Raw genomic sequence first — 15,188 nt, forward strand, 5'->3', positions numbered from 1 at the left:
TACCTAGAGTCTGACGTATATAAACCGACTACACAGGATTTATAGGTTTGTTTTCCCTGGCGTTGAGAGGTCGTGCCTCTAGGTTGCTCAGAATCTTGTTCTGTCCTTTGCCGTACCGCTCAAGCTAGATTAATTATAACACAATTTGTCGTTCCTTGACCCCCACCTGAACGTTCGCGCAGCGTGGCCGTAGGCCAGGTGGGGGAATGCGTCACAAAATCTGTTCAAGATTCATAAAGTGGAAGAAATAAGTCGAATCTCTATCAAAACTAATGCACTTATTAGACCTCTTGCAAAAATATGTTTAGTTACAATAGACCTCTTGCAAAAGTATTTTTATAATAGTGTTCTTGATGCAGTCGCTCATGGGGGAAACCCCCAAGACCGCGCTGCATCGCTTTGCGCCAATTCTTGTCCACTGTTCCCTGTTCCCTGTTCCCTGTTCCCGACTTCTGCAAGAAGTCTAATGTGTGATAATACAACTATTTGCGCTCACAGAATATTGTCTTAATCATCCATTTGTTAAGACACAACCGCTGCTGAAATAATGCCTTGCTCCTCAAGCACTGCAGCAACTCTAAGAATCATTGCTTCATGGTAGGGTGCAGCAATAATTTGTACCCCTAAGGGCATTTGACCAGGACGGTGAATTGGTACCGATAAGACCGGTAAGCCAATGAAGGATAAGGGTTGAGTAAATAATCCTAAGTTTGGACGAACCAACACTTCTTCCCCGGCAATGACCATTTTTTCTTGACCCAGTAGGGGAGCAACACAGGGTGTAGTGGGAGCAAGGATAATATCGACATCTTGGAAGACTTCCCGAATGCGATCGCGAAACCATTGTCGAAACCTTTGGGCTTGAATATACCAAGTCCCTGGAATTAGGGCACCTGCTAAAAAGCGATCGCGTGTAGCTGGGTCAAAATCATCGGGACGTTTACGCAAATTATCCAAATGGAGGTTTGACCCTTCATTAGCCGTAATAATATAAGCTGCTGCTCTGGCTCGCTTGGCTTCTGGGATAGTAACTGAAGCAGTTACATTCAAGCTACTAGCCACTTTAGCCACAGCATCCAAGACTTCTGGTTCTGCCCCTTGAGCAAAATACCCATCTGCAACTCCAATCCGTAACCCGTCAATCCCCTCGTTAAGCTGGGGGACACAAAGTTCTGGGAGACGATTGCTACAAACGGGATCAGTGGGATCTACTCCCTGAAGGATATCAAAGATAGTAGCAATATCCCGTACAGAACGAGCAAACGGACCGATATGATCCAAACTAGCTGAAAACAAGAAAACCCCTGCCCGAGACAATCGTCCGTAGGTAGGTTTGAAGCCAAAAGTACCACACAACGCAGCTGGTACCCGGATCGAACCATTGGTATCGGAACCGAGAGTGATGGGTACTAATCCCGCCGCCACTGCTGCTGCCGAGCCGCCAGAGGAACCACCAGCAATGCGAGTGAGATCATGGGGGTTATGAGTTGCACCGTAATGGCTATTTTCCGTTACAAAGCCATAGGCGTACTCATCCATATTTAATGCTCCAACTAGGATAGCACCCGCTTCTTTGAGTTTAGTTACAGCAGTAGCATCACGGGAAGCAGGATAATTTTCAGCATTAATTTTTGACCCAGCTAATGTTATTAAGCCAGCGATATCATATAAGTTTTTAACCGCAAAAGGAACTCCTGCCAATGGACCCGGATTGTTCCCTTTGGCAATAGCATGATCAATGTGTTCAGCATCGGATAAGGCTTGGTCAGTAATAACCGTTGTGAAACAGTTAAGGGATTGGTTACGGACAGTTATTTTTTCGAGACAGTTAGTAATGACTGTTTTGGCGGTGACTTGACCTTCTCGAATCCCAGTGGCAATTCCAATGGCATCAGTTTGGTTCACGGTTAGCATCCTAATTTAGGCTATTATGATGATTGAGTAACGCTGATCAACCAATAAACTAGATAATTTTATAGTCAAAAATTATCAGCATCCTAAGGTTCAAATACAGGAGCAGCTGCGATATCATCAGGTAAGCTAAATTCTGTGACTAGAGATGCGATCGCATAAATTTTAGCGAAGTTTTTGATAACACCAGGACGGTGTTCGGGCTTAAGGTCTAAATCAATGAGTTGCGCCGTTGCTTCGACATAGGTAGCAGTTTCAAGTTTTTTGGGCATCATTACTAGTTATTCTTTAAGAATTTAGTCGTTAAAATTAATTATAATCTATAAATATAATATAATTTTAAAAGCTGTCGTTAGCACTACGCATTGAGGACATTTATAAAAGCAGCAAAAGCTATTATAATAAGCTATTGCCTATTGCTAGCATGCCTATTGCCTATTGCCTTGCGCGTAGCGCTATATTACTCAAAACTCAACCATCAAAAATCGGCAGTCTCTTCAAAACTATCTTCAAAAAAACAAAGTTAAGTTTTTCGTTACCTTAAGGATATAAAGACACCCGATATGGCTATGACTCAAACGAAAGCCGAAGCGATTATCCGATGGGAAAAACTCCCCGATGAATTTCAATTACCCGATGACCCAGTGGATGATATCTATCATCCCTTATTAGCGGCTATCCTCCGAGAGATTCTGGAATTAGCCGGATTTATCACTAAATCAATGCTGATTGGTTCCAACTTTGGACTCTGTGCGAATGTGGACGGTAAAACAGTAGTCAAAGCACCGGACTGGTTTTATGTACCTTCCGTGTTTCCTGTGTTACCAGGGGTGATTCGCCGGAGCTATACCCCTCACACGGAAGGAGAGGTACCAGCAGTGGTTATGGAATTCTTATCCGAGAAGGAGCAAGGAGAATATTCCATGAACCCTCGTTACCCCTATGGCAAATGGTACTTTTACGAGCAAATCCTACAAGTACCAATTTATGTGATTTTTGACCCAGCCTCCGGAAGTTTGGAAATGCGATCGCTTAATTCAGGAAGCTATACCCTCCAACAACCTGATGCTAATGGACGCTACTGGATTGAATCCATGGGTTTGTTTCTGGGAGTATGGTATGGCAAAAAATCAGAAATCACTAACTATTGGTTACGGTGGTGGGATAGCTCTGGAAATTTATTACCTTGGGGAGAGGAGAAAGTCCAACAAAGTCTACAGCAAGGCTTACAGCAAGGAAAACTGGAGCTAATTATGCGTCAGTTGAAACGCCAGGTTGGAACAATCGAGCCTAGTCTAGAATCACTCATCAACAACTTATCTGTTGCTGATTTAGATCAATTGAGTGAAGCATTGTTCGATTTTTCCGATGGGTCGGATTTATCCAGTTGGTTAGAGGGACTTAAAGGCTAATCAGCTGTCAGCGGTCAGCGGTCAGTGGTCAGCCGTCAGCCGTCAGCTTAAAACAAGCTATCCGGCTTAGGAGTTCAACGGACTCAAAGCCAAATACAATGAATTCCTTGGCCGAAAGGCCAAGGAACTGAGATTAAACCAATGCTTACCTCTTTTATTCAAAAGCACCTCAAGTAGCACCATCTGTAGCGCATAAGCTGATAGCTGATAGCTGATAACTGATAGCTGATAGCTGATAGCTGATAGCTGATAGCTGATAGCTGATAGCTTACAATCAGCAACGTCTACGAATCGGCTCAACTAAATAATCATAAATCAGTTGATATTGAGCTTCTGGTTCTTGCTGCCATTTCATCACTAAACCTGATTTGATCAATAGCTCTAGGACAAAATCTAAGTTGTCAGTGGATAACTGTAACTCTGCTCCTAAGTCATCTTTTGTTCGGAATGGTCGAGTGCCATGCTTATCCGTTAACAAACCCAAAATTTTCCAAGCCGCGTTTTGGTTTTCTGAACCACAATCAGAAACAACCCCTTCCAAATAGCGCTCCACAAGCTTTTCTTTTGATCCCCTTTGTCGATAAGCCCCTAAGGTAGTGATTTGCTCAGTTTGCAGCTGCACTCCCACTATCTGTAATTCAATCGGGCTTACTTCTGCCACTGGTTCATTCTTAGCTAGGTCGTTTACCAACTCATCAAGTAATGCATCCTCTAGGTAAAATTTAGCTTTAGTGGTTAGATTAGAAATAATCGATTTTGCCTCGTCTGGAGAAAAATTACCGACATAATAAAGGATACCTTTATTAAGAATATCATTATTAATGGCATCCAAATCTACCTGACGAGCGCACTTTAATAATAGGTGTAGATAATCCTCCCGTAAACACAGGATAACTTTGAGATAGGGAATATTAAGACAGTCACGGAAAAACTCAAAGAAGCGTTTTTGTTCAGCTGGCTCTCGGCAAGCAAAGAAAAACTCTTCAAATTGGTCAAAAATCAGGATGTTTATCTGGTTTTGCCGTTGATTTTTTTGCAACTGATCTAGAATATTAGCCGTTTTAAGGTTGTTTTTATAACCTTCAACCTTTAAACCTTCAACCTTTAAACCTTCAACCTTTAAACCTTCAACCTTCAAACTTTCACTCTTCGACTCTAGGATACGTTTACCCAACTCTTTTTCCCAGTCAGTGTAAACCTTCAACCTAATCGGGACTACATCACGCTTACCAATAGGTTGCTGTTTTAGGGCGGGGATTAGCCCAGCTTCTAGTAAGGAACTCTTGCCCACTCCAGCTTGACCATAAATTACAGTTAGTTTGTGCTGGGTACTGGCAATGCGTTGCACTAGCTCTTTTACTTTGTGTTGCCAATCGGAAGCAGTCATGGCCTGAGATACGGTAGCGCTACCTTTACTCTTGGTCTGTGGTAACGGATTCTGTGGTAACGGATTCTGTGGTAACGGATTCTGTTGGGAGGATTTGAGTTTAACTGCACCGATAAAAGCAAGTAAACCATTCTGTTGTGCGATCGCAAGCCGTTCTTGTTTTAATCTAAATGCTGCTTGATATCGTTTTTGTTGCCAGTAGAGGGTTCCTAGAGTTTCCAGGATTTCCAGGTACAGTTTCGGGTCATCACCAATGCCTAACTCCCTAGCCCGTTCCAGATGGCTAATCGCTTCGGAATGTTGACCCAAGTGTTGTTGCGCTTGAGCCAGAAGTAACAGATAGCGACCAACGGGAGATTTATTTGTATATTTCTGGCTAATCTTATCTATATTGACTACTCCATTGAGGCAATATAAAGCAGAATTTTCCTGATAGCTGGAGTACTGTTGCTGTTGTTGGGCTTGGATACTTGCGGGATAATAGGAAAATTTTTTACTTCCCCCTGTTCCCCCTGTTCCATAGGCCAACAAATCTTCCCTATCCTGTGCAACACCCTGTTCTTCTGTGACTTTTGTGATAATTACATTGGCATATTGAGCGTTTGTGTAAGCCTCCTGCCAGCGGGATTTGTGTAGCGCCACTTTTGCTATAAATCCATAATCCTGAGCGATTTGAACAGGAGCAGAGTAGTTTCTGTGTAGCGCTAGAGACTTTTTAGCTAGACTTTCCAAATCCTCCCAGGCTTGCAGAGATTGCAGTATCTCACCGAGCTGATTAATAAACTTAGCCACTAAATCCGGTCGTTGCTCTTGTTCGAACACCACCAGACACTGCTCTAAATACTCCTTAGCCTTGTGCCAATTTTCTCCATAGCTAGGGTCTCCCGCTGGATATTGCTTAGCCTGATCGCAATAGCACAATCCTAGGTGAAACAGGATAACTGCTTCTCGCTCCCGAGGTGGAGGGGTAATGGGTTTACGGGATCTGAAGGTAGGCACACCAAGTCCGGGGAGAATCTCACCGTTGTTTTCGGGCTTGCTCTGGTGCTTGCGGGGTTCCTGTTGCCAGAATTCTAAACTTTTCTGATAGTGGGTGATAGCAACATCAATCTTGCCCAATCCATACGCCTCTCGACCCCAGACAAAGTTTAGACTGGCTAGCAACTGTGGTGGCAACTCGTGGTTACCACTTTCCAAATCCCGTAAGGCAAACTTAATTTCCTGACTATAACCAGCACCTAAGATAGCATCATTGGGGCAAATTTCACTGGCACCTAATTCCAAGACTTTGCTAAATAAAGAATTGGCTTTTTGTTGTAGGTTGCTAATTAGGCTTGAGGTTGGGATTTGAAACATAACCGTTGTTGCCCAACTGTGGAAATCTGGTGTGATGCGAATCAGCTTACACAGCACCTCATCGTTAATCCACAACACTAATGGAAACTGGAAATTTTTGCGAAACTCTTCTCTAACTTGGTTAGTGGCGATTAACAGTTCATCAAGGTCCGTGACTGACTCTAAACCAAACACCATCAAGGCAGCTGGCTGTTCCTCCCCGATTTCCTGTCGGAGGGTGGTGTAGAGTGTACAAGCAGATTGGTCTAGGAATACTTCCCGGATTGGGACAGAAGAAATTTTGTGTAGCTTGCGCACCACTCGCTTACGCCACTTGGCATAATTACAGTGTGCTAACATCAGCAAAAACTGTCCCTCACTAGCAGCTATTGCCCAGGCTAGTTCTTCTACAGCATCCCGGTGGTGAGTAGCTACAGGGTCGAGTAGGGGTGAGTTAGTCATGATTTTAAGGATATTGCTTATGCCAGCAAGTACTTATGCCAGCCAGTGAGGTAATTATATTATCAGCAAATTAAATTCTATCCTGGTAGCAAAATGGCAATTTTTTGTGATTTTTTTGTGATTAGTCATGATATGATTAACTTTTAAGTAGTAACACTTAAATACCTAAAACTACTACAGACTACTTAGCAATACTACTTAAAACTTATTAAAATTGCCATAGTGGTTTCCAGTCCCATTCCAGACTGCTTCTGACGGAATCAGGACTTCAGCACTGACGCACTAACGACACCAACGAAGATCCCTCTTATTTACATTAGTATTGTGCTTCAGATAATCCTGTAGCCAATCGCAAGCAAGGGACTGCAGTTGATCAGGATGTCTGATAGTCTCTAAATTCCATATAATTACTCTAGCAGATGAATCTGAAGAAGCAATAGTCTGGCCATCGGGACTAAAACTGAGGCTAACTACAGCACCATCATGGCCAGAAAAGGTTTGAGGTTGTTTACCTTTGGTGTTCCAAAGCTTGACAGTTTTGTCAGCACTAGCGGTAGCAATGGTTTCACCATCGGGGCTAAACACCACACTCCAGACGGTATTGTCATGACCTTTAAGAGTTTTTAGTTCATTACCATCACTAACATTCCAGAGTTTAACCATCTTATCCCTGGTAGCAGAGGCCAGGGTTTTACCATCGGGGCTGAAACCGACACTCAGAACCCAATCCTTATGACCATCGAGGGTTTGCAGCTCCTTGCCATCACTAACATTCCAAAGTTTGGCAGTCTTGTCTGCACTAGCCGTAGCAATAGTCTCACCATCAGGACTGAACCTGACGCTGTTGATCCAATTTTCATGACCAGTAAGAGTTCTAATCAGGATACCATTCTGATTCCAGAGTTTAACTGTTTTGTCCCTACTAGCCGTAGCGATAATTTGGCCATCGGGACTGAAAGCGATACTCCTGACCACATCCTTATGGTCAGATAGGGTGTGCAGTAACTTACCATTCTTATTCCAGATTTTGGCAGTCTTGTCTGCACTAGCGCTAGCAATAGTCTTACCATCAGGGCTGAAGCTAACACCCCAAACCCAACCGGTATGACCAGTCAGAGTTCGCTGCAATTGACCGTTTAAGCTCCAGATTTGGATAGTGTTGTTCTTGCTAGCGGTAGCAATAGTCTGACCGTCGGGGCTATAACTGACGTTGTAAACGGTATTCTCATCCCCTGTGGGAATAGGGAGTTCATTACCGTATCGACTCCAAAGTTTAACCGTGTTGTCAGCACTAGCGCTAGCAAGGGTCTGGCTGTCGGGGCTGAAATTAACGCTCCATACCGTACTTTCATGACCGGTAAGGGTTTCGAGTAGCTGGCCATTTCGATTCCAAAGTTTGACGGTATTGTCAGCACTAGCGCTAGCAAGGGTCTGACCGTCGGGACTGAAACTGATGGTAGTCACAGTACTTTGATGACTTTCATGGTCATCGGTTCCCAATGTCTGATACCGAGTACCGTCAAGTTTCCAGAGTTTGACAGTTTTATCCTTACTACCAGTAGCAATCAGTTTACCTTTGGGACTGAAACTGACGCTGAAAACCGCATCCTCATGGGCTTGTATGGTTAGAGGCTTTCTCTTGTACAAGCCATTCCGGTCTCTACGCCAGAGTTTAACCGTTTTGTCAAAACTCCCGGTTGCCAGCACCTTGCTATCGGGGCTGAAACTAATACTGAGCACTGCTTTATCATGGGCTTTGAAGATTTGGGGTTTTTTGCCTTCGAGGCTCCAGATGATAACTTTTCCATCCTCGCTAGAAGCAGCAAGGCTTTTGCGATCAGGGCTAAAACGCACGCTCCAAACTAAATCAGTATGCCCTGTCAGGGTTTGAATATACTTACCATTCCGTTGCCAAACTTTAACAGTTTGATCTTTACTAGCGGTAGCAATCAACTTCCCATCAGGACTGAAGGTAACACTCTTGATTTCATCCTTATGTCCATGCTTTCCTGCTAACGTGTAGAGTTGTTTGCCTTCCTTGGACCAGATTTTGACAGTTTTGTCGGAACTAGCCGTAGCAATTAGCTCACCGTCGGGACTGAAACTAACAGTGTTGACTGTATTATCATGACCTTCTAAGCGATTGCGCTCTCTAACCCCATAAAAGGCTTGCTGTAGAGAACTCATCGCTATATCCTTAGTGTCAGAGCTGACCCGAACTGACCACTTGAGTTTTTTTCCTGCCTGTAAGGCATCTTTTAGTGGATCGAGGGCATGATTATTCGAACCGTAAAGGGCTTCTGAGGATTTAATCAAAGCTGTGATTTCGTTGTTTCTAGCAAGAGCCCAAAATATAGCAGCAGAAACGGTTGAGACCGCTAACATGCCAACTAGAACAATGGAGCCGGTCAGTGCTATCTTCGACTTCTGTAACCGGGCTTGAGAAAGCCGATGTTGCTCTTGGACTTCCTTAAGTTTGGCGAGTAATTCGCTATCTTGCTGCTGGCGAATCACAGAAACTAGATAATCATGAACCAGTTGATAGCGGTTAAGGGGACTTTCTCGTAAGAGCACCACTAATCCTGATTCGACTAGGATATTTAAGACTAAATCTAACTGGTCTATTTTTTCTATCGCTAAATCCACTGCCAAGGATTTTAAGTCTTTTTCCAAATCCTGGCGGGTCTTAGGCGGGCGGGTGTTATTTTCTTCAGTTAGTAAATACAAGATCAGTTCAGCAGCTTTTTCATTCTCGGAGCCACAATCTGCGATCACTTCTTGCAGGTAACGCTGCACCAATTTTTCTTTAGGACCTTTTCTCCGATAATGAGCTAGGGTAGTAATTCCTTCAGTCTGTAGTTGAGCTCCTACTATCTGTAATTCAATGGGACGAACTTCTCCTTCACTGCTACCTAGTTCCTGCACTAAGGTGTTTACTAAGGCTTCTTCTAAATAAACTTGAGAGCGCTCGGTTAGTCGTTGAATAATAGATTTAGCATCCTCTAGGGAGAAATTACCTAAATAATAAAGAATAGTTTTGTTGAGAATATTATTGTTGATTGAATCAAAATTTTGATGACGAATTCCCTGCAACAAAAAATACAAATCATTTTCCCGTAATGACAATATAACCTTGACGAAAGGAATCTGAAGACACTCCCGGAAAAAATCAAAGAAGCGTTTTCTTTCAGTAGGATTATCCGAAATCAAGAAAAACTCTTCAAACTGGTCAAAAATCAGCACCGTTAGCAAATTGCTATGTTCATTTTGTCGCAATTGCTCTAAAAGGGTTGCTGGTTGGAGGTTAGTTTGGGTTGAATGTTGCAGGTTAGTTTGGGTTGAATGTTGCAGGTTAGTTTGGGTTGAATGTTGCAGGTGAGAAGACTGCTGTGAACCTTGGCCTTTCGGCCACGCTTTCGCCGTAGGCGACGCTCCGCGAACGCGAACAACCTTCAACGGGTCAACCTTCAACCCAGAAAACCCTTCACCGTTCAACGGGTCAACTTCCAACTGAGAAGATGCTAAGGATTTCCAGACTTCCCTGACCCAATCGGTGTAAACCCTTACCAAAATTGGTACGACATCACGGGTTCCAATTACCTTAGTTTTGAGAGTGGGGACTAATCCAGCTTCTAGCAGGGAACTCTTACCTACCCCTGACTGACCGTAAATCACTGTCAGTTTGTGCTGGGTGCTGCCAATACGTTCCACTAAGCGCTCTACATCGTTCTGACGTACAGAAGCAGTGATTTCCTCCGCAGCAGTTTCCTGCTCTAGGAGTAAGGTAGAAGTTTGGCGTAGATGAGGTTTAAGCCGACCAGGTCCGATAAAGGCACGGAAACCGTACTGCTGCTCAACGGAGAATCGTTCTTGTTTGACCCGAAAGGCTTCTAGATACTGCTTTTGCCGGAAATAAAGCGTCCGCAATTTTTCCAAAATGCGAATATAAAGTTGTGGGGCATCCATTGGACCGGTTTCCTTAGCCCTTTCCAGGATAGTGATCGCCTCCTCCGACTGACCCAAATGCCCCTTCGCTTTAGCCAGAAGCAGTAGATAGGACATTTGATACTGTCCGGAGGTATTAGTTAACCGTGTTAGGAGTTCTAAAGCTTTCCTAGCTGCTTGCTGAGCGCCCATCCAACGGCAGTCTTGAAGGGCGACTGCAGCGATAAATCCATAATCTTGAGACAGTTGCAGTGAATTTCCATAGGTTCTGTGCAGTACCAGGGAGCGTTGCGCCAGACCTTGTAAGTCTTTCCAAGCTTCCAGTCGTTGTAGGGTTTCGCCAAGTTTAGTAATAAACTTGGCGATTAAATCTGGGCGTTTTGCTTGTTCAAATGTATCGATACATTTTTGAAAATACCCTCTGGCTGTGATCCAGTGGTGACGAGTTTGGGAGCGATTGAGTTCAGCCAGGTTCAGATAACACAAACCGATATGAAACAGCAGTAGAGCTTGACGTTCTACTGGTGAAGGGGTTGAGGGGTCTCTCGGCAACGTCCGGAGGGAAGTAGGTATTTGGGTAGTTCGACCCAGTCTGGAGGTAAAACTAGTCTGCTGTTGTGTTTTCTGCTGTTGTGTTTCGCAGCTCCTAGATTGCTGCTGCCAAAAGGCTAAACTTTGCTGATAATACTCTAACGCCTGTTCGATCTGACCATTAATATAAGCTTCTCGACCAAGGACAAATGGCAAACTAGCTTCTTGGGTTATGTCTAAGACATCTCCACGAGTTTGCAAATCCCTCAAAGCTGAGTCCAATTCTCGGCAATAGCTGGAACCGAAAATAGCGGTATTGGGTAGGAACTGATCCCCACCGGCATCCAAAATACGAGTAAATAAATAACTCTCTCGCTCTGCTAGAGCTTCAATCAATTGACTAGAGGAGAGGACAAAATCTGTGCTTGTTGCCCAACTCTCTAAATCTGGCACAAACCGAATCAGCGTTTGCAATACCTCGTCATTTACCCATAACACTAGAGGGAAGGGGCAATGCTTGCGAAACTCCTCCCGCACTTGGTTGGTAGTGATTAGTACTTGCGACCGGTTGCTCAGGGACTCTAAACCAAAGACCATCACCGCAGCTGGCTGTTGATCCCCTAGCTGCTCCAAGATAGTGGTATAGAGACTCTTAACCTTAACCGACTGGTTCAGGTATATTTCCTGGAACTCAACAGCACAGACTTGCCGCAACTTCCGGACAATGTACTCCTGTAAAGCTTCATAGTTGCGGCGGGCTAAAATCAGGGAAAACTCCCCTTGGGACGTCTCAATCGCCCAGGCGAGTTCCTGCATTGAATTAAAGTTGTAGGCATCCGCATCTTCTACGCGGTATAAGCTAGGCATGATTTGAATCCTTCCGCTTCTGCCAAAATGGGATTAACGTCAAACCAAGACCCATCTTGGTCTCGGTACTCATAGACGAACATGCTGCGGATCAAGACTTGGTAACCTTCATCTCCAACTACCTTCTTGTGTTTAGCAACATGACACAATAATTCCCACTCATCGTCTGAGATGGGTAGGGTTAGTTCATTGCGGCGGTCTCGAATTACAGTTTCTAACATGCCTTGAGACAGAGGTAATCGTCTTTCTTTCTTGATCCAGGTACTGAGGAACCGGAGCAAATTCCGCACATGACCCCCGCTAGCGTAACACAGGCGGTCTAAAGTGTCAGGGGAGTCGAACACCTCTTTTACTCTAGCAAGACGCGACCCAGGCTCTAAATCAGGGAAGGCTCTAGCGAGTACCATTTGTCGCAGCAGAGCCATGCCCTGTTCATGGGGAGTGCCATCTCGTAACCTTACCGGTACCATTGGTAACACTTTGGGATCTACCACAAAGCGTTGAGTCAAGGCACTATAGTCATTAGAAAATCGTAGCGCTAGGGGCATGGTATAGACCACATGACAGTGTAACCCCTTTAACTGGGCTCCGCGATCCACAAATAGATATTCCGGCTGATCACGTCCCCAAGGCTTCTGGGAAGCGTCCACCCGATCGAGGTTATCTACAATCACCACTAGCCCTTGTTTTCCCACTTGTTGGAGGTTTGCGATCGCAGGTTCGAGCAACTCTTGGTTAATCACTTCTAACAACCGATTGGTTTGAGGTTCGAGATATTGCCGTAACCGACTGCGCAGATCCGGGCTATCCTTAGCCTTAGCCGTAATCTCACCAATCCCAACTGCAAGGGAAACCGCCCCCTCCGTGTCTACTCCAACCTCACCAATCCCAGGAACTCCTACCCGACCGCTTAATTCAATTTCAGTGAGCAATAGTTTAGCCGCACCTGCCAGTAATTTTTTAAAGCCTTTCGGTTCACCTAGCTTAATTTTGTCTAAGCTTTCACTGACGCGACGAGCAATAGCGAGTAAAATGTCACCAACATCTACATCTCCCATTTCCAAGTCTTGAGAAGACTCAAAATAGACCACGTGAAAGTCAGCTTCTTCCAATTCGGCTTTCAACCGCAGTAATTCCGTAGATTTACCACAACCAATATGTCCAGTAAATAGCTCACAGGTCGGCTCATCCATGGAGAAGAAGGTGATATTGTCCTTCAACTCTTCAATGATCTTGCCCCCTCGCACTGAGGAAAAATCGATATAATAATTACGGTCTTCAGGCTGTTCTACCGTTAAGGTTTTGCTGGGATTACAGGCTTTATATAATTTTTGGATGTTTACTGTCATAGGTTTCCTTTCTCATTAGTCATTACTCATATCTGGCACCAAGTTAAAAATTTACCTACCTATTAAGGTAGGGAATCGGGAATCGGAACCCACCCCTAACCCCTCCCAGGATGGGAACGGGAATCGGGAATCGGGAACAGGGAAAAGTCATAAAATTTGAGGATTTTATAACTGATTATATATCCAATACTATTAGTCATTAGTTAGTTTGGCTTAGTTTTTTTTTATTATGACTAATTATGGTATTATGATTTACTTGTTATTCCCCATTCCAGTTTATCACTTACTCTAGGTATCCGTGTAGGAATTGTGATAATTTTTGATGCCATATTCCCTGCTCCCTACTCCCTACTCCCTGCTCCCTACTCCCTGCTCCGCTGTTCCCTTTGCTATAACAATTTCAAACTGTAACTGATGGCTGTCTATAAAATCATGGGTAAAATGATCGACGACATTGGTATCAGCAAGTTCCAAATTGTAGAAATCTATAAATTCTTGGTCAAAATAGGGACCAGCATGCCAAGTTCCTACTTCTAATTTAATAAAGCAGTTACCTGGAATCCGAAAAGCGGCGATATCCTCTAAAACTGGTTGGTCATCCTGAGTGGGAGGAGCTACAGCCATGAACCAGTCTTTCCCTTCTAGAGAACCGAGACACTGAGTACATTGGACGTGGCGAGTAATTTTATCAAACTTACGACCTTTGTGGTGTAGCCGCATGATATAAAACCGGGATGTCCCATTGTCGAGGTTTAACTGAGCATCATCTTGATCATAGGGTTTGCCATCTTCACTGGCAAAGATGACTTGACCGTAGGGCTGAAAGTTCTCTGATGTCACCCATTCCGCGTGTAGTTTTTGAATCGTCTTGACTTTACTCATCCTTAGGCTCCGGCGTCAGTAGTTAAGAATTAACAGCTTATTGATTTTAGCTTGTGCAAGTGCCTTGCTGTTACTCTGGCAACTAGTCTTTACACTTTTTATATGATATCCTTTATAGGGGATTTTTTTGAAATCATTAAATCAATCATCAGTTTCATCTTTATGGTTAGGTTCGGCGTACATTCTTTATATTATAGTCGATTAATCTATCTATATTAATCTATAACTATAAAAATAGTATTGGATATAATATTTAATCAAGCCACTAATCTGACTTAATAAAAAAGGTTAAAATACCTTTATTTTCCCATTCAAAATGCCCTAACTATTAAGGTTAATTTATGACTTTTATTGGCTCAAACCAAGACAACGTGCTCTATCGCTTCTGGAAACTGGCGATCATCAATATTCTGTCTAATCTGACGGTACCCCTTGCGGGTTTAATCAGCGTGGCTTTCTTAGGTCATTTAGATCAAATCCGCCACTTAGCTGGAGTCGTTATCGCCACTATCCTGTTTAACTTCATCTACAAAAGTTTGGGGTTTTTACGGATGGGAACTACTGGGGTAACCGCTCAAGCTGTCGGACGAAATGACCGAGATGCTATGTTGCTGGTGGGACTTCGTAATGGCTTAATTGCTCTGATTTTAGGTGTAGTTATCTTAAGTTTACAGTATCCTATTAGAGAGCTGGGATTTGCTCTGTTAAGTGCTACACCAGATGTCAAATTTTCCGGTATTGCCTATTTTAACGCTCGGATTTGGGGAGCTCCGGCAACATTACTCAATTTTGTAGTCATTGGTTGGTTTCTCGGTAGAGAAATGAGTGGTAAGGTTTTGCTGCTGTCCATTATCGGTAACTGCGCTAATATAGTTTGCGATTATTTCACTATTATTCGGTGGGGTTGGGAAAGCACTGGCGCTGGATTATCGGTAGCAGTTAGTCAATACGTGATGGTTTTAGTGGGACTAGTTTTAGTGACGCGAGAAATCCAGTGGCAAGAGCTAATATCAGTAGCGATGCGAATTTGGTACTTGTCGGAAATAAAAGCTACTTTTACCCTAAATAGTGATATTTTTATCAGAAGCTTAGCGATTCTTTTTACCA

General features: G+C 43.7%; 8 protein-coding genes. 2 read left to right on the plus strand and 6 right to left on the minus strand.

All coding sequences use genetic code 11. The annotated features are described in order from the left end of the window. Window positions 1-522: 522 nt before the first annotated feature. Entirely contained in the window at window positions 523-1,914 is a 1,392-nt protein-coding gene (locus F6J94_RS17205; RefSeq protein WP_293042589.1) for an AtzE family amidohydrolase, read from the minus strand. 83 nt (window positions 1,915-1,997) lie between these two features. Further along, entirely contained in the window at window positions 1,998-2,186 is a 189-nt protein-coding gene (locus F6J94_RS17210; RefSeq protein WP_293042592.1) for a DUF4089 domain-containing protein, read from the minus strand. 294 nt (window positions 2,187-2,480) lie between these two features. Here F6J94_RS17210 and F6J94_RS17215 point away from each other — a divergent pair, with 294 nt between their 5' ends. Continuing rightward, on the plus strand, window positions 2,481-3,323 hold the full coding sequence (locus tag F6J94_RS17215) for a DUF4351 domain-containing protein (RefSeq protein WP_367142228.1): 843 nt from the start codon (window positions 2,481-2,483) through the stop codon (window positions 3,321-3,323). 274 nt (window positions 3,324-3,597) lie between these two features. Here the strand turns inward: F6J94_RS17215 and F6J94_RS17220 are convergent, their stop codons facing one another. The 4 genes from F6J94_RS17220 to F6J94_RS17235 all read right to left on the minus strand — a co-directional run bounded on the left by F6J94_RS17220 (window position 3,598) and on the right by F6J94_RS17235 (window position 14,081). After that, window positions 3,598-6,507 carry a tetratricopeptide repeat protein gene (locus F6J94_RS17220; protein ID WP_293042597.1) on the minus strand — a complete coding sequence of 970 codons (2,910 nt, stop codon included), beginning with the start codon at window positions 6,505-6,507 and terminating at the stop codon, window positions 3,598-3,600. Window positions 6,508-6,789: 282 nt separating this feature from the next. Continuing rightward, window positions 6,790-11,850: a hypothetical protein gene (locus F6J94_RS17225; RefSeq protein ID WP_293042600.1), complete on the minus strand. Its 5,061-nt coding sequence runs from the start codon at window positions 11,848-11,850 to the stop codon at window positions 6,790-6,792. After that, window positions 11,829-13,199, minus strand: coding sequence for an AAA family ATPase (locus F6J94_RS17230; RefSeq protein WP_293042603.1), 1,371 nt, complete (start codon window positions 13,197-13,199; stop codon window positions 11,829-11,831). Before F6J94_RS17230 ends, F6J94_RS17225 begins: the two co-directional genes overlap by 22 nt. 348 nt (window positions 13,200-13,547) lie before the next feature. Next, window positions 13,548-14,081, minus strand: coding sequence for an ureidoglycolate lyase (locus F6J94_RS17235; protein WP_075903997.1), 534 nt, complete (start codon window positions 14,079-14,081; stop codon window positions 13,548-13,550). Window positions 14,082-14,422: 341 nt separating this feature from the next. On the opposite strand from F6J94_RS17235, the gene F6J94_RS17240 reads away from it, so the two are divergent. Further along, the coding region (locus F6J94_RS17240; RefSeq protein ID WP_293042606.1) for an MATE family efflux transporter at window positions 14,423-15,188 on the plus strand (766 nt) is incomplete at its 3' end.

Origin of the sequence: Moorena sp. SIO1F2 (assembly GCF_010672755.1) — a bacterium.
Classification (GTDB): Bacteria; Cyanobacteriota; Cyanobacteriia; order Cyanobacteriales; family Coleofasciculaceae; genus Moorena.